The organism is Staphylococcus sp. ZWU0021, from assembly GCF_000798895.1.
Taxonomy (GTDB): domain Bacteria; phylum Bacillota; class Bacilli; order Staphylococcales; family Staphylococcaceae; genus Staphylococcus; species Staphylococcus saprophyticus.
This window is the reverse complement of the sequence record NZ_JTLN01000027.1, coordinates 37969-53197: the sequence shown is the minus strand read 5'-3', so window position 1 is coordinate 53197 and position 15229 is coordinate 37969. Positions and strand designations below refer to the sequence as shown.

The following is a 15229-nucleotide window of genomic DNA, read 5'->3' as shown; positions in this document are numbered from 1 at the left end:
TAATTGGATTATGTCGTTATGCTGAGTGTTTAAAACTATGTATAGAGGTCATAGGCGAACATTCCACAGTGTTGACTCCACTTTAAAATATTCGCACTATTGTTTAAAACCTCAATTTAGTACAGCAGTATGCATGATAATATCAATGTAATACCGTATTCGTTATGTGCTATGAATCTTTACTATCTTTCGAATCTTTTTCACTATCTTGCTCCTCTGAGGACTGACCATCAATAGCTTCTGAAGATAAAGTTACTTCAATCTTATCATTTTTGCTTACTTTCTGACCTTTGGTTGTTGATTGTTGTGAAACAAATCCACTACCTTTAGTCGTTATCTTCACATTCGCAAGATTTTCAAATGCTACCACTTCTTCTTTTGTCCAACCTGACATATCTGGCATTGTTATATCGCCATCAGTGAGTAACAAGACTTTACTGTTTGGTAATACTTTTTTATTTGCAGTTACCGATTGTTTTGTAATTTTCTCACCGTCACCAATAACGATTGGTTCTAACGATTTGCTATTCACTTTATCTTGCGCTTTTTGAGTTTCTTGACCTTCAACTTCAGGTACTTCACTATATTTAACATCTGACTTGTCTTTAGATTCTTTATCTCCAACATTTAGATATTTCAATGTGTTTTCCATAATTGGTTTGAACGCCTTACTGACACCCATTTCGTATGCCTCTTGATCATTTTTCTGAGCTAAACTCATACCAGCATAAACAATCACTTCTGGATCATCTTTAGGTGCATCACCAATAAAGCTAACAAAATAAGGATTTTCTCCATTAACATAACCACCGTTATCTGAGTCAGCTACTTGTGCGGTACCTGTTTTACCAGCTACATCATAACCATCAATTTGATAATTTTTCGCGTGACTATCTTCACTATTAACTACTTTATCTAATTCAGTACGAACTTTTTTAGCAGTATCTTTAGTTATCGGTTTGCCTGCATATTCTTTCTTACCTTTGAAGAAAGTATCTTTGCTTACTGGATTTGAAATACTGTTAACATACCATGGTTTCAACATATTACCACCATTAAAGAATGCTGATTGTGCTCTTAGCATTTGCACTGGGGTAACTGTTGTAGATTGACCAAAGGCAGATGTTTTCTGTTGAGCTTCATTATCCCAAGCGATGCCGCCTGTAGCTTCACCGTCAAACATACCATTTGTCGACTTACCGAAACCAAATTTCTCGTACCAATCCTTCATTTTATCTGCACCTACTAAATCTTGCAAATGCATCATTAATGTATTTGAAGAATAAGTGAAACCAAGTGACATTGGGATTTTACCCCAACCCACTTTATTCCAGTCAGAAATTTTTGAACCCATTACTTCTCTTGGTTCAGCTGTATATTTTTTATCTGGATCAAATTTACCCTCTTGAATAGCTGCTGCTAAACCATATGATTTAAAAGTAGAACCCGGTTCATACGTATTTTGATACAAGTCGTTTGCCCATTTTTTACCAAAATCTTTACCAGTTTCAGGATTAAAAGTTGGTCTTTGGCTATACGCCAATATCTCTCCTGTATGTGCGTCCATCACTACTGCAAATAAATCTTTTGGTTTGTAATGTTCTACCATGCCATCCAATGCTTCTTCAACGAATACTTGAATATTCGAATCGAGTGTAAGATGAACATCATCACCGCGTTTAGGTGTTTGCTCTTTCTTAGTATTTGGCGCTATATATCCCCAGATATCATGAATATAAGATAACGCACCTTTTTGACCAGATAAATAACTATCAAAAACTTTCTCTACGCCCATAGCACCTTTCAATTCTCCATTGTCTGGATTCTTTTGTGCCATACCGATTAAATGAGACGCAAAGTTTCCATTAGGATAAAATCTTTCGGTTTCAGGATATAGTGTGATACCTGGAAGTTTCATTTTTTCTATTTTTTCTTTTTCTTGATAAGTCAAATCTGTACCTTTTTGACCAAATTCAACTTGGAAAGCTTTTTTATTATTTAATTTATCTTCAATTTCTTTAGCCGACATATCAACAACGGTAGCCAATTTTTTCGCAGTTTTCTTTTTGTCAGTTACATGTTTAGGTTTATCGCTACCTTCACTTGCTTTTTTATCAACAATTGCAACTACTTTATACCGTTCAACATCTTCTGCTAATACCTTGCCGTTTCGATCGTAAATTTTCCCTCGTTCTGGTTGTTCTTGGGTGTTTACTAAGTATTTCTCATTTGCCTTCATTATTAAGTCTTCTCCAGAAGAATGTCCGGTCAACATAATATATGAATATCTTAAAACCAACGTAAAAAAGAGCAGTCCGAATCCAAGGATGAGTAGGACTGCCCCTATTTTACTTTGTTTTATTTGAAATTTGGGTTTTTTAAATCTAATTTTTCGCTTCGACATTATTACGCACTACCTTTACATTGTCGTTCTTAAGGCTCATTCCTTCGTTTTTAGCCTTATCGTAAATGCGTTCATATGAAGAGTTCTTTTTAATTTCAGATTCTATTGCGCTGTTTTCACTTGATTGTTTTTCGATTTTTGTATCTAAATCTGCAATTTTTCCTCGAGTATCATACGCATCCATTTTTAAAGATAGCATATATATACTTATTAAAGCAATTACTGTTATTAGTCCTATGTATAACATCTTCTCAAACTTTGTAAGTTGAACTACTACCTTGCGTTTTACGGTTTTGGTCTGGGTCGACGGTGGCGACTCAGGTATTTGTGTCTCTATGTCGTTATAAGGTTGATATATCTTTTCTACTGCCACTCAACATTCACTCCTTATTTTAATATTTCTGCAACACGTAACTTCGCACTACGCGCTCGATTATTTTCTTCAAGATCTTCGTCAGTTGCGATAATAGGTTTACGGTTAACGCGTTTCAATTTAGGTGTGTATGCTTCAGGTATTACTGGTAATCCCCTTGGTACATCTGGCCCCTTTTCGTACTCTTGAAACATTTGTTTACATAACCGATCTTCCAATGAATGGAATGTGATGACTGAAATTCTACCATCCATTTTTACTGCATCAATTGCTTGTTCTAATGAATCTTCAAATGCCGATAATTCGTCATTTACAGCAATTCTAATTGCTTGGAATATTCTTTTAGCTGGATGTCCACCTTTTCGTCTTGCTTTAGCTGGAATACCTTCTTTAATAACATCTACAAGTTCTAATGTCGTTTCGATTGGCTTTTGCTCTCTATTTTGTTCTATGCGTCGGGCAATTTGTTTAGAGAATTTTTCCTCACCATAACGATGAAATATTCTGACTAATTTTTCGAATTCCCATTCATTTACTACTTCGAAAGCAGATAATGATTGTGTTTGATCCATACGCATGTCCAGTTTTGCATCATGATGGTAACTAAAACCTCGCTCAGGAACGTCCAGTTGCGGACTAGAAACACCAAGGTCGTAATAAATACCATCTACTTTTTCAATATTCAGATCATTTAAAATTTCAGTTATTTTTCTAAAGTTGTTATGGACGAAGGTCACTTTATGTAAGTGTTCTTTCAATACTTCTTTTGCGTTTTCTATAGCTGTTGTATCTTGATCTATCGCAATAAGTCTACCTTCGTCTCCGAGTTGATTTAATAAATAGAGTGCGTGGCCTGCTCCACCTAATGTACAGTCGACATACACGCCATCTTCCTTAATATTTAAATAATCAATGGTCTCTTTAAGCATTACACTGACATGATGAAACAATTTAGCACCTCCATTTAAAAATCAAAATCAATTAAGTCTTCAGCAATATCTTCAAAACTTTCTTCAGATTCATCATAGAAACTGCTCCAAGTTTCTCTGTCCCAAATCTCAATGCGATTTGAAACCCCTATTACTGTACATTCCTTACTTAAGTTCGCGTATTGGCGTAAATTTTGTGGAATATTAATACGCCCTTGTTTATCTAACTCAACTTCAACAGCACCAGAGAAGAACATACGCATAAATTTACGTGCGTCTTTTTTAGTCATTGGTAATGTCTTCATCTTCTCTTCGATGACTTGCCATTCTTCTAAAGTGTAGCCAAACAAACATTTATCAAGGCCGCGAGTGATTATAAAACGCTCATTTAAGTCATAGCGAAACTTGGATGGAACGATCATACGTCCTTTTGTATCCAATTGGTGCTCGTATTCTCCCATGAACATTTATAATCACCTTACCTTCTCATATATATAATTTACCACATCTCACCACTATCCTCCACTAATTATACAAATTTAACTAGTTTTTCTTAAAAAGCGTAAAAAAATACCCGTTTCATCAAATTGATGAATCGGGTGAATCCCTTTCATATCTAGGGTTTAACAATAATATGATCAAATGTGTAAGAAAGTGGGGGGTAGGTGGAGGGACTGAACACGTCTATCCCAAAATCGTTCATTATTTGAAGTGGATTCCAAATTCTTTCTTGCAATCCGCCCATCGGATGAAGTGTTTCACTTAATTCTTTAAAGTGCTTCATACTTATTTCATTTTCTCTTTCAATATTCAATAAATACCTATTAATTAAATACTCATATTGTTTTTGGTGTATATGATTGTTTTTCTCTACTAATAACTGGTTATCATTGTTACCAGCAACTTCAGTTAGTAGTGATTGATACAATTTTTCTTGTTGCACCTTAATTTCTTCCACTTTATCAACAAATGTTTGAGATGCTTGCGCACGTATGAATTTTTCCTTATCTTTTTCAATACCTTGTTCTATAATCGAATGCTGTTTTAATTGATATTGACTAAGTAATTTTTCAGTTCGTGGATACAAGTAACTAATTCTTAATCGTGGTAATACAATTGGCATCGATACATCCAATGTATTAAAAACTTCACTCAGTTCCGTCCAATATTTAATTTCACTTGGACCACCAATAAAAGCAACTGTATTAAATAACCATTCTTCCATTATTGGTCGTGTGACTACGTTATTTGAAAAACGTTCTGGTTCAACTTCAAGTATTTTTAATAATTCCTCTTTAGTCATGTATTTATCTGATTTACTTAGGTAAAATTGATTATCTTTAAAAGTAAGTAACTGTCTCATGTTATCTTCATGTAAAAATAAATGTACATTCGTATCAGTCTGTATCATTTGTTCTAATCCATTAGCAATCGTGTTATGTTGATTATTTCTAAATGACGCATCTACATCTTGATGATGTTCAATAATTTTTTGGATAAATGGTTGTTCTAATTTACGTAATTCAGTATTGTTTGCGTCAATCAATAATAAACCATACGCTTTAAACACTTCGTTCAACAACGCTTTAAACATATCCGTCCAGCTATCATACTGATCAATAATCTTCGTACACATTTCAATCAGTTGCTTAGAATGTGTGGTTTCGTTCATTTCTTTAAAAAATAGTTTCAACGCGTCTTTTAATTGCGCTTTATCAGGATAATATGTTGAGACGCTTGCTTCAGGTGGCGTCATTGTATGATATTTTATTTTTTGTAATTTTGCATTTTGAGCATTATAGGCATAAGTATGATTTACTTCATCAAAATCATGATCTTCACCAGCAATCCAAAATACTGGTATTACATTTGTATTATAGTCTTTTGAGAGTTTTTCACTCATCGTTATAATAGAAAATATTTTATGAAAAGTATATAAAGGCCCACCAAACAATCCAGCTTGTTGTCCACCTATGATGACTTTTGCGCCTTCGCTTAATAATGAAATATTTTGCAATTGCTTCTCTGTTAATGTTAAGTCGCTCATGTAATTTTTAATAACTTGAGCTAATGCCACTTCTCTGCCATTATTCGGCATTGATAAACGTTCACTATAGCTCTTTTCTTGCATAGCATCAAAGTGATAAAACTGTCCTATTTTTGAATCACTATCTTTGATTTTAGAAATAAATTGATCTTTTTCATTAAGTTTTGTAATCATACAATCCATGCGTAATTCTCCTTATGTTACTCTATTCCTAATTAGTATAAAGTTTATATACATCATTGACAATTTAACGGCTTATAATTTTCAAATTTTAATAACCTATATAATATGTACACACTTAGATCACTTCATTTTTCAAAAAACTTCAGTATCTATTTTTTATAAATATAAACAACTATACATATATGTTTAAACTATCGTTTTTGTGAAAAAACAATAAAAATAAGGTATAATAGAATAAATGATAACAAAGGGGGAAGATGCGATGAGTAGTGTAAAGCGTCTTGATATAAATTATAAAACAGACGAACTATTCGAAGATTTCAGAAACTTCGGTAATAAAGATTTGTATTTAGTAGATGAACTTCGAGGAGAAATGATTGATGCAAGTTCAGATTCACCTTTCTATGGTATTTATGTAGGTGATTGTTTAGGGGCTCGAATGGCACTATATCGTAAAGGAGAAGTTGAGGAAACTCATTTCCCGGGCTTTGATGATTATAACGTAATTTGGAAATTAGAAGTGCTACGTGATTTTCAAGATCGTGGTTATGGCACATCTTTATTAGATTTTGCCAAAGATCAAGGCTTACCAATCAAAGTCATCGCACGAAATCAATCTAAAGATTTTTTCATTAAACAAGGTTTTACAGATTTAGAAGAAACAAATAGAGATGGTCATGATGTTTTAGTTTGGACTCCATAATCAAACGGGTCCTAATAAAATGAAAAGTGCCCTTCAAAGCAATCATTAAAAAATGAAAACTTTGAAGGGCATTTTATATGACTTGAATTCGTTTAGTAATAATTAAATGAACGGTTAAACATACGCGATTACTTCTTTTAACGAATTCACTACATAATCTGGTTTAATTTCCGTATCATTTGTTTTATTTCTTGGATTAAACCAACATGTCTCGATATTCGCATTTTTCCCACCTAAAATATCAGAAGACATAGAATCACCTATAATCATTGCGTAACCTCGTTTATCTTCACCTATCTTATTAAATACGTAATCAAAAAATTCAGGCATCGGTTTTTGGTATCCTGTTTGTTCAGAAACAAAAATATCTTTAAACCAATGACCTATCTTCGTTTTTTCAATTCGTCTTTCTTGCGTTTCTAAAACACCATTAGTCACTATATACAAATCGTGATGTTCTTTTAATTGTTTTAAAGTTTCAATTGTTTGATCGAAATGTTTAATCGGTGCATTCGCAAGTTCATCTCTAAAGATTTGATCAGCTAACTTACCATCTATCTTCATTTGATGTAAATGAAAGTATGCCTCAAAACGTTTACTTAAAACTTCATCTTTAGTTAATTCATTCTTTTGAAAAGCATCCCAATGTGCCTGATTTATTTTTTTAAATGTATGCAAATCATTTTGATTGGTCTTTATTTGAAATTGTTGTGTCATTTCATAAAATGCATATGCTTCTGCATCATCAAAATCCACCAATGTGTCATCAAAATCTATAAGTAAACTTTTCGTTCTCATTTTGTCACCCTCTAGTACGCTTAAATATATTTATTTCAAATATATCATATTCTTTAATTTCTCCATATTATTATATACTTATATAACACAAAAATGGCCAAGGTTATCACCCTGACCATTGTTTATGATATTAATAATACTAAAATCCGAATAATTTTGATAATACGCCTACACCGTTTTCTACGATGCTTACAATGCTTGTTCCTAATTTCGCGCCGTCTCCAGCGATGCCTGCTTGTACTGTTTCTTTGATTGCGTTAAATAAGTCTGCCATTATAATAAGCCCCTTTAAGTATTATTTTTAATTCTGGATTAAAGTTCTAATGCTTTGCCAATTAATGATGCGCCGTTAGAAATAATATCTAAAACGCCTGATCCAATTTTTGCGCCGTCTCCAGCAATACCTGCTTGAACTGTGTTTTTGATTGCTTCGAATAAACCTTCCATTATAAACACCCCTCGATAAAAAATTAGATTATTATGACTGTTTTTAATGTAGTGAACGATATTTACAAAATCTTATTTCGTCTAGCTATCGTTCGATATATATACTATAAGATATGACGTGATTTAATTGTCGATTTTTCTTACTTAGTCATAAATTGACTTTAACTGTCCTTTTATCTCAAATTCAAAACAGTTTCGCATGCTAACTGTATTATGCACAATTTAATATCGCACAATTAAGTAAACAGAATATTTCTTTTGAGTTTGTTTAGTATTTTAAAGTATGAAATTGAATATCATTATGTAATTGATTATTACTTTCATGATCTAACCGCAAAATCGATGCTAATTTAAAAAGTATGATAAATAGAGGGCATAATAAAATGCCATGCGCTAATCAATGCAGTATAAGCACATCGACAGCAATGTATTTTAGAGATTTATCATTATTTACAAAAAAAGACTAAGCACATAAAAAATGTCTTAGTCTTTTTAGCCAGTTAGTGAATGGCTAGATGGAACTATGAAATCGTTATTGGACCATTCGATTTCTGTCGCTCGCTTTAGTTTTTTTACTTTTCGTTTTATGGACCAAATTTAAATCTCTTGGATCTTAACTTTCCTCTACAAAATCACGATTAGCAGTGATAAATGTATCTTTAAAAGTTTTGAGTCTTGGCGTCCCCTTAGGTGATAGTACAATTTTTTGAATGTCTACATGATCGCTAACAGATAATACATTCACTGCTTCTCCATCGAATTTTCTGTTTGAGTATTCCTTACATTTTTTCAAGATGTTAACGCTTCTAGGTTGATTATAAATATATTGGGCTTGTTTCGATTTATTAACTGCTTGAATAAATTGCTTATTTGCAGTTAAATAGTGACCTTTTTCTGTCTGAAGTCTTGGTGTCCCGTTTCGCGTATATACCAATGCTTTAATATTTATTAATTCCCCCATTTCAATGGTCATTTGAGCAGGTTGTTTAAATTCAACATCATCATACAGTTTGGCTTGTTTCACAAGAGAAATCGCTTTAGGGTTATATGTTAAATATTTACTATCGTCCACTTTTTTGGACTTCGGTTTTATTGTTGATATGAATTCTGCTTTAAATCCTTGTCTTTTAAGATTTATAGTAGTATTTGCATTGGGTAAGTTCATATTGACGTTTACGAATTTATAACCATCGTAAATAATACTAATATTGAAATCAAAATCACATTGCTTCAAATCATCAGTCCTAAAATTCTACATATATTGTATTGATTTCATTATTAAGTTCAGTCAGTACAACCTTGTTAATTACCTTATTATCATCTTTATATAAACGAACGACCTCTTTCATTTCATTATCGATAAAGTGTGTGCCTTCATAAACTGCGAAAAGAGGTTCTTTGATAGGTAACGCTTCTGTTAAATTATCAGACATTAAAAAATATATTTGGTTATCTTTAACATACTTTTTAGCGTTTCCACCTTGTATAACCAATTTTATGAAATCACATAATTCCTGATATGACTCATGTTTTAAAAAGTGATAGATATTTCTAAATTTATCATTAAATAAATAGTATTCTAAATTTTTACCATGAGTTTCTAGCGTGCGCTCCATCTGATTAAACAAATCATAAAACGCTTGCTTATCTTCAGCATTTAAAAATCGCTTGTTATTAAATAAACGCGACATAAAATCCATTTCAATAATTCTACTAATCGCTTGATATTCAGCGTTTTCAGGAATATCTAATTTTAGTACTTCTTCTAAAACAGATAAGTTTAATTGTGTTTTCTCAATAATGCTCGTTTCGCCGACTAAAGATTGGTTATAAGAATAACGGTTAACAGGATATACCGGACTCGGATTCATCGACGCCGTTTGACATCTTGAGATCGCATCTATAAAAAATAACTTATCTTCTCCATACTTCATATGTTTGAATTTTATATTATTATCTAAAATAATTTGACGTTTTATGATTTTCCAGGTGGACCTACAGCTCTAAATATACGTTCAATTTCATAAGGAACTAAATGATTGGCGACTTTATACGAGCTAAATCTACCTAATTTCTTAATTGCTTTTTCAGTATGTTTAACACTTTGACCAAATGCGACATCTGAATGATGATCCACTGCTTGATTTAATAATGTTGGCAATCCTTCTGCGTCTAACCAATCATCGGCATCCAAAAACGTAATATACTCACCTTGCGCATTGTTTATCCCTACATTTCTAGGTTCCTAAGGGCTCCCTGTATTTTCATTTAATTTAATCAATTTAATAAAATTGTATTTAGTCACAAATTCTTCTATTATTTCTAAAGACTGATCACTAGAACAATCATCTACAAAAATTGCTTCAATGGCTTCTTTATTTATATTTAAATTATTAATAGACTCTACACATGATTCTAAAAATAACTCTTTGTTGTATACAGGTACTATGATAGATAGCAATTTCTTCATTGCATGAATCCCCTTTTAAATAAATTCTGTTTGATACTTATATATGTTAATGCTAAATGTTTTCTAACACTTTTATAATCTAAGTTGTAGATATAATTGAATACTTAAAAATTAATTTTTGAGAAAGTCTTATCTTACGTTAACATACAATAACCATATACTACACTTATAATCATTAAATATATTATAGGAATATATTTAATAGAAAAATCAATATTTCAACCTTCTAAGTATAAGATGAAAAATCTCGAATTTTAATCATATTGCGTCATATAAATTAACAATTCCTCGAAAAATTTCGAATTTGCTTTTGACCCTTCAATACAAATACATGTTTATGGTTACTTTGCATTTTAATTTTTTCTAGCACTTGCGGTTTTCTATCAATTGGATAGCGCCAAATATATTTTAAGAATGTGAAAGTTAACCTTTCTTCACAACTTTCTCTCATATCTATACGTGTTTTTCCTATATTTGCAATATATCTTTTAAACACTCTGTAAAAACAAACGACTCTAGGTAAATCTATAAAATGATTGTATCTGCTTCATTAATTTTTTCATCAAATAGCGATGAATCATTGCCATCAATTATCCATTTATTATTTTGAATCAATTGCTTATGTATCTTAATTTGTTCGTCATAACGCATCATCTGCCAATTTGGTTTCCAAAAATACATATATAAATGATAAACAGGGACTTTAAGTATCTTTGATAATTGACGTGAAAACGTTGATTTTCCTGATCCAAAAGACCCAACAACCATTACCTTATCCATCGTTCTACCTCCATTTAACTATGTTGAAAGTTATAGACATTATGATATGAGTGGTAAGTAACGTTAAGCATATACGATTAAGCATATATTGTGAATCATTTTGTAGAATATGATACTAAATATCACTGTAATGGAAACAATAGCCAAACACTAAATCTGTATATTTTACGTTTATTAGAACGTAGAGCCTTTGAATATTTTTTATTGTTTCTCTGTCCTTACTATTTCCAACCAACCATTTCGCCCATTTTCGCAATTTAAAAAACAGCTAACTTTTTATTTGAATGAGTTGTTAATTTATTTGATTTTGCATATTATTAAATTAACATGAAAACAAGGTGTAACTCATTTCTAAAATTCAATATAAGGGGGAATATCATATGAATCATTGGATTAACTTTATTATTATGTCATTACTCATACTTATTGTACCGGGGCCTAGTTTTTTTGCAGTTATAAAAAACAGTACACATGGTGGCATTAAAAGCGGTATTTCCACAACATTAGGTATCGCCAGTGCCCATTTAATTTACGCTACATTAGCAACACTTGGGCTTATTTTTATATTCGTAAGTTCACAAACTATATTTTTATTAATCAAAATATTAGGTGCAGCCTACATTATTTATCTTGGTTTGAAAAACATACTGAATGCGCACAAATTTGAGTATGATAAATCAGATGGCTTAAATACAGAAAAACCCGATTTATTTAAGTCATATAAACAAGGATTCATCACTATGATTTTAAATCCAAAAGCAATTCTATTTTATATTAGTATATTACCTCAATTTATAAACCATCAAAGTAACCAAAGTATCCAAGTAGCAATATTTTCAATCCTATTTATAATAACTGTAATCACATGGTTTAGTTTATGTACTTTGGTCTTTAATTACATAAAAATCATCTTTGAAAAACCTAAGGTTAAAATGTGTTTCGATTATATCGTTAGTACAACTTTAATTGCATTATCCCTCAAGATATTAACTACAAAACATTAAATGATTACAATATCGTTTTTGTTAATTACTTTTTGGTTATTGCGAGTCTTATATATAAATAAATGTCTTAGAGTCAAAATAGCTTAACTTATAAACAATTTAAAAACTCATAGTAGATTGTCCACTAAGTATTTTCATATATATGACCACACTATGATTTATGTGTTCAATGAATTACTAAAATATTATAAAACTGCTTGCTTATATAATTTGTTGATATTTTGTGTTGTTTTAATTTGTATGTTGAAAAAAGGGCAACACACATAAGTGTATCGCCCAATTGAGCCCGTTAAAAAGACGGTTCCTGAAATTTATAGTTAAAAAATAACCATCAACCTGCCAAATAAACCACTACCGTCAAGGTAGACACCTTAAATATAAAATTAATTATTTAGATACGTTCCAGAGTTTGGCAATAATTTGTGAAATTACAGAACGTATCTTTTATTTTTATAATAATTTCACTTAATATAGAAGTAAATACAAAAGCTAGAACAGTAAATGCTGTTCTAGCTTTTGTATTAGTTAATATTATTTCATTCAAACTGTTGGACAAACTTATAATAAATTGTTTTTCTTAGTTCTTAATAAGCGCAATGAATTTAGTATAACTAATATCGCTGCGCCAGTGTCGCTGAATACGGCTAACCAAAGTGTTAGTAACCCAGGGAATACTAAGATAAAAGCAATCATTTTAATAATAATAGAGAAATATATATTTTGTTTAATTATATTCTTAGCTTTGTTACTAATAGTGATAGTGTCTGTTAGTTGATGTACATTATCTGACATTAATACAACATCTGCTGTTTCCATTGCAGTATCTGAACCAATACCGCCCATTGCAATACCAACTTCGCTTTGTGCTAAAGCAGGGGCATCATTGATACCATCACCAATCATTCCTACACGATAGCCTTTGCTTTGTAAATCTTTGATAGATGATAATTTATCTTCAGGCATTAACTCAGCATAAACCTCTTTGATACCTGAAAGTTGCGCTATTTTATGTGCAGTTCCTTTATTATCACCTGTAAGCATTATAGTATTTTTAATATTACTTCCATTTAATTGTTGTAATGTTTGCTTAATATCCGACCTTAATGGGTCTTCAACAGTAATAAAACCATGGATTTTATCTGCTGTTGCAATAATAATAACTGTATATCCTTGTTGCTCATATGAATATATTTCTTCTTTATAATTTACAATATTTTCATTTATAGATTCGATTAACTTTATGTTTCCTGCATAAATATTATTATGGTCAATTTTACCTTTAATACCTCGTCCAACAATATTTTCAAAATCAGTAACATCGTATGTTATAGATTTAAATTGTGAGACATAATCAACAATTGCATTGCTAATTGGATGCGTTGAGTATGATTCTAAACTTAGCGCAATATTCAAAAACATTTCTTTGTCAGATTCGATTGTTTTAATTTCTGAAACTTTTGGGCGTCCTTCAGTCAGCGTTCCAGTTTTATCAAAAGCTAAAGCTGAAAGTGTACCTAAAGCTTCCAAATGGTTGCCACCTTTGATAAGTACACCTTTTTTTGCTGCGCTACCAATCCCAGTAACAATAGCTACAGGAGTCGAAATAACTAGTGCACACGGACATGCTATGACAAGTAGTTCAAGTCCTTTATAAAACCATTCTCCCCATGTTCCTAAAGAAAAAATAGGAGGGATTACCATTACTAATAATGCTAATATGAATACAATGGGTGTATAAATTTCAGAAAACCGGTCGATAAAAGCTTGTGTAGGTGCTTTGTTTTCTTGTGCTTCTTCAACCATATGAATGATTTTAGACAGTGTGGTATCTTTAACTAATCTTGAAACACGTATTTTTAAAGTCCCGTTTTCATTAATAGAACCTGCATAAGCTTCTTCATTTATCGTTTTGTCTACAGGAATAGATTCACCAGTTATAGGTGCCTGATTTAAACTTGAATATCCTTCTATAATCGTACCATCTAGTGGTACTCGATCGCCTGGTTTTACAAGTAAAATTTCTCCAATACTAATATCTTTTAAGTTTTTTGAAATTATCCCCGTCTCTGTTACAACGTTTGCTTCTGCTGGTGTAATATCCATTAACGATTGAATAGAATTTCTTGTTTTATCTATAGAAATAGTTTGTAATAAAGTGCCAATAGTAAATAGTAAAACGACGATTGCGCCTTCAAAAAACTCACCAATTAATATGGCACCAATAACAGCTACAGACATTAAAACATTCATATCTAAACTCTTAGATTTAATAGCATAATAGGCACTTTTTAAGGGTTTTATACCACTGACTACAATAGCTATGATATACATCAAATTAGTTATCCAAATGGGTAGTGATACCATAGATGAAACAATACCAAGGATAAGAAATAGTGTTGATATAATAGGCTTACTAAACAAACGCCACTTTGTATTATTATTTTTATTACTGGATTGTAATGTAGCAGAATAACCGATTTTAGAAACTTCTTTTTCAATATTTTTAGTTTGATTGCCTTCAAAATCAATCTGCATTTTTCCAGTTGAAAAACTAACTTGTGTGTCATTTACATAGGGTAAATTGTTCAAATGTTTTTCAATACTTTTAGCACAACTACCACAATCCATACCTTCTATTGAAAATATTGTATAGTTTTGATTGCTATCATTTTCTTCGATACCATAACCCAATTTTTTTAGTGTTTGAGTCACTTGATTAATACTACTTTGAGATTTTAGTCCAACGCTTAATTTACTTGTAGAAAAATTAACTTTAGGATTAGTTACATCGTCTAAAGGTCTTAACGCTTTTTCAATGGTTATTGCACATGAACTACAATCCATACCTGTTACTTTAAAATTATAATTTGAAAATGGGGTGGCTACTTCATCGTCTTCTTCAGAACTATTACTCATAGCATTACATGAAATGTTATGAGTTGAATCGATGCTTTCACCGTTATTTGTACAGCATTCGTCATTTTGATTTGCTACCTTAGGCTCATTACTACAACACTTATTTTCGTTAACTGAGTTACTTGTACAACAAGTATTAGATTCAGCTTTATTATTACAGCAATTAGTACTCATT

14 protein-coding genes and 1 pseudogene are annotated in these 15229 nt (G+C 31.4%); 2 read left to right on the top strand and 13 right to left on the bottom strand.

The window, feature by feature from the left end; translation table 11 throughout:
- Positions 1-169: 169 nt before the first annotated feature.
- The 5 genes from L987_RS05750 to bshC all read right to left on the bottom strand — a co-directional run bounded on the left by L987_RS05750 (position 170) and on the right by bshC (position 5936).
- Positions 170-2404 (bottom strand): penicillin-binding protein, encoded by a 2235-nt coding sequence (locus L987_RS05750; RefSeq protein WP_047503505.1) that lies wholly within the window; start codon positions 2402-2404, stop codon positions 170-172.
- Positions 2385-2777 carry a cell division protein FtsL gene (gene ftsL, locus L987_RS05745; protein ID WP_011303328.1) on the bottom strand — a complete coding sequence of 131 codons (393 nt, stop codon included), beginning with the start codon at positions 2775-2777 and terminating at the stop codon, positions 2385-2387. The genes L987_RS05750 and ftsL overlap by 20 nt, the downstream gene beginning before the upstream one ends.
- Positions 2778-2791: 14 nt before the next feature.
- Positions 2792-3727, bottom strand: coding sequence for a 16S rRNA (cytosine(1402)-N(4))-methyltransferase RsmH (gene rsmH, locus L987_RS05740; protein WP_011303329.1), 936 nt, complete (start codon positions 3725-3727; stop codon positions 2792-2794).
- 14 nt (positions 3728-3741) lie between these two features.
- Positions 3742-4173, bottom strand: coding sequence for a division/cell wall cluster transcriptional repressor MraZ (gene mraZ, locus L987_RS05735; protein WP_011303330.1), 432 nt, complete (start codon positions 4171-4173; stop codon positions 3742-3744).
- Positions 4174-4322: 149 nt separating this feature from the next.
- On the bottom strand, positions 4323-5936 hold the full coding sequence (gene bshC / locus L987_RS05730; RefSeq protein ID WP_047503503.1) for a bacillithiol biosynthesis cysteine-adding enzyme BshC: 1614 nt from the start codon (positions 5934-5936) through the stop codon (positions 4323-4325).
- Positions 5937-6198: 262 nt separating this feature from the next.
- Between bshC and L987_RS05725 the strand changes: the two genes are divergently transcribed.
- Positions 6199-6639 carry an N-acetyltransferase gene (locus tag L987_RS05725; protein WP_047503500.1) on the top strand — a complete coding sequence of 147 codons (441 nt, stop codon included), beginning with the start codon at positions 6199-6201 and terminating at the stop codon, positions 6637-6639.
- Between the two features lie 114 nt (positions 6640-6753).
- On the opposite strand, the gene L987_RS05720 is transcribed toward L987_RS05725, so the two are convergent.
- The 7 genes and pseudogenes from L987_RS05720 to L987_RS14125 all read right to left on the bottom strand — a co-directional run bounded on the left by L987_RS05720 (position 6754) and on the right by L987_RS14125 (position 11134).
- Positions 6754-7437 (bottom strand): YjjG family noncanonical pyrimidine nucleotidase, encoded by a 684-nt coding sequence (locus L987_RS05720; protein WP_011303333.1) that lies wholly within the window; start codon positions 7435-7437, stop codon positions 6754-6756.
- Positions 7438-7576: 139 nt separating this feature from the next.
- Positions 7577-7711, bottom strand: a complete 135-nt coding sequence (locus L987_RS05715) for a beta-class phenol-soluble modulin (RefSeq protein ID WP_011303334.1) — start codon at positions 7709-7711, stop codon at positions 7577-7579.
- A gap of 38 nt (positions 7712-7749) precedes the next feature.
- Positions 7750-7884 (bottom strand): beta-class phenol-soluble modulin, encoded by a 135-nt coding sequence (locus tag L987_RS05710; protein WP_047503497.1) that lies wholly within the window; start codon positions 7882-7884, stop codon positions 7750-7752.
- A 613-nt stretch (positions 7885-8497) separates the two neighbouring features.
- Positions 8498-9118 (bottom strand): DUF5776 domain-containing protein, encoded by a 621-nt coding sequence (locus L987_RS14140; RefSeq protein ID WP_231558578.1) that lies wholly within the window; start codon positions 9116-9118, stop codon positions 8498-8500.
- Positions 9119-9128: 10 nt separating this feature from the next.
- Positions 9129-9818, bottom strand: a complete 690-nt coding sequence (locus L987_RS14135) for a hypothetical protein (RefSeq protein WP_231558577.1) — start codon at positions 9816-9818, stop codon at positions 9129-9131.
- 41 nt (positions 9819-9859) lie between these two features.
- Positions 9860-10354: pseudogene (locus tag L987_RS14130) on the bottom strand (glycosyltransferase family 2 protein).
- A 525-nt stretch (positions 10355-10879) separates the two neighbouring features.
- Complete coding sequence (locus L987_RS14125) at positions 10880-11134, bottom strand: ATP/GTP-binding protein (protein ID WP_231558576.1); 255 nt, start codon at positions 11132-11134, stop codon at positions 10880-10882.
- A 380-nt stretch (positions 11135-11514) separates the two neighbouring features.
- Here L987_RS14125 and L987_RS05695 point away from each other — a divergent pair, with 380 nt between their 5' ends.
- Positions 11515-12138 carry a LysE family translocator gene (locus tag L987_RS05695; protein WP_047503495.1) on the top strand — a complete coding sequence of 208 codons (624 nt, stop codon included), beginning with the start codon at positions 11515-11517 and terminating at the stop codon, positions 12136-12138.
- Positions 12139-12696: 558 nt separating this feature from the next.
- On the opposite strand, the gene L987_RS05690 is transcribed toward L987_RS05695, so the two are convergent.
- Entirely contained in the window at positions 12697-15054 is a 2358-nt protein-coding gene (locus L987_RS05690) for a heavy metal translocating P-type ATPase (RefSeq protein WP_231558575.1), read from the bottom strand.
- Positions 15055-15229: the final 175 nt, after the last annotated feature.

Excerpts from the sequence above, each read along its gene's own strand:
- L987_RS14135 (WP_231558577.1), bottom strand. The coding sequence starts at position 9,818 with ATGAAGTATGGAGAAGATAAGTTATTTTTTATAGATGCGATCTCAAGA.
- L987_RS05695 (WP_047503495.1), top strand. The coding sequence starts at position 11,515 with ATGAATCATTGGATTAACTTTATTATTATGTCATTACTCATACTTATT.
- L987_RS05725 (WP_047503500.1), top strand. The coding sequence starts at position 6,199 with ATGAGTAGTGTAAAGCGTCTTGATATAAATTATAAAACAGACGAACTA.
- mraZ (WP_011303330.1), bottom strand. The coding sequence starts at position 4,173 with ATGTTCATGGGAGAATACGAGCACCAATTGGATACAAAAGGACGTATG.
- bshC (WP_047503503.1), bottom strand. The coding sequence starts at position 5,936 with ATGGATTGTATGATTACAAAACTTAATGAAAAAGATCAATTTATTTCT.
- L987_RS05690 (WP_231558575.1), bottom strand. The coding sequence starts at position 15,054 with ATGAGTAATAGTTCTGAAGAAGACGATGAAGTAGCCACCCCATTTTCA.
- L987_RS05715 (WP_011303334.1), bottom strand. The coding sequence starts at position 7,711 with ATGGCAGACTTATTTAACGCAATCAAAGAAACAGTACAAGCAGGCATC.
- L987_RS05750 (WP_047503505.1), bottom strand. The coding sequence starts at position 2,404 with ATGTCGAAGCGAAAAATTAGATTTAAAAAACCCAAATTTCAAATAAAA.
- L987_RS14125 (WP_231558576.1), bottom strand. The coding sequence starts at position 11,134 with ATGGATAAGGTAATGGTTGTTGGGTCTTTTGGATCAGGAAAATCAACG.
- L987_RS05720 (WP_011303333.1), bottom strand. The coding sequence starts at position 7,437 with ATGAGAACGAAAAGTTTACTTATAGATTTTGATGACACATTGGTGGAT.
- L987_RS05710 (WP_047503497.1), bottom strand. The coding sequence starts at position 7,884 with ATGGAAGGTTTATTCGAAGCAATCAAAAACACAGTTCAAGCAGGTATT.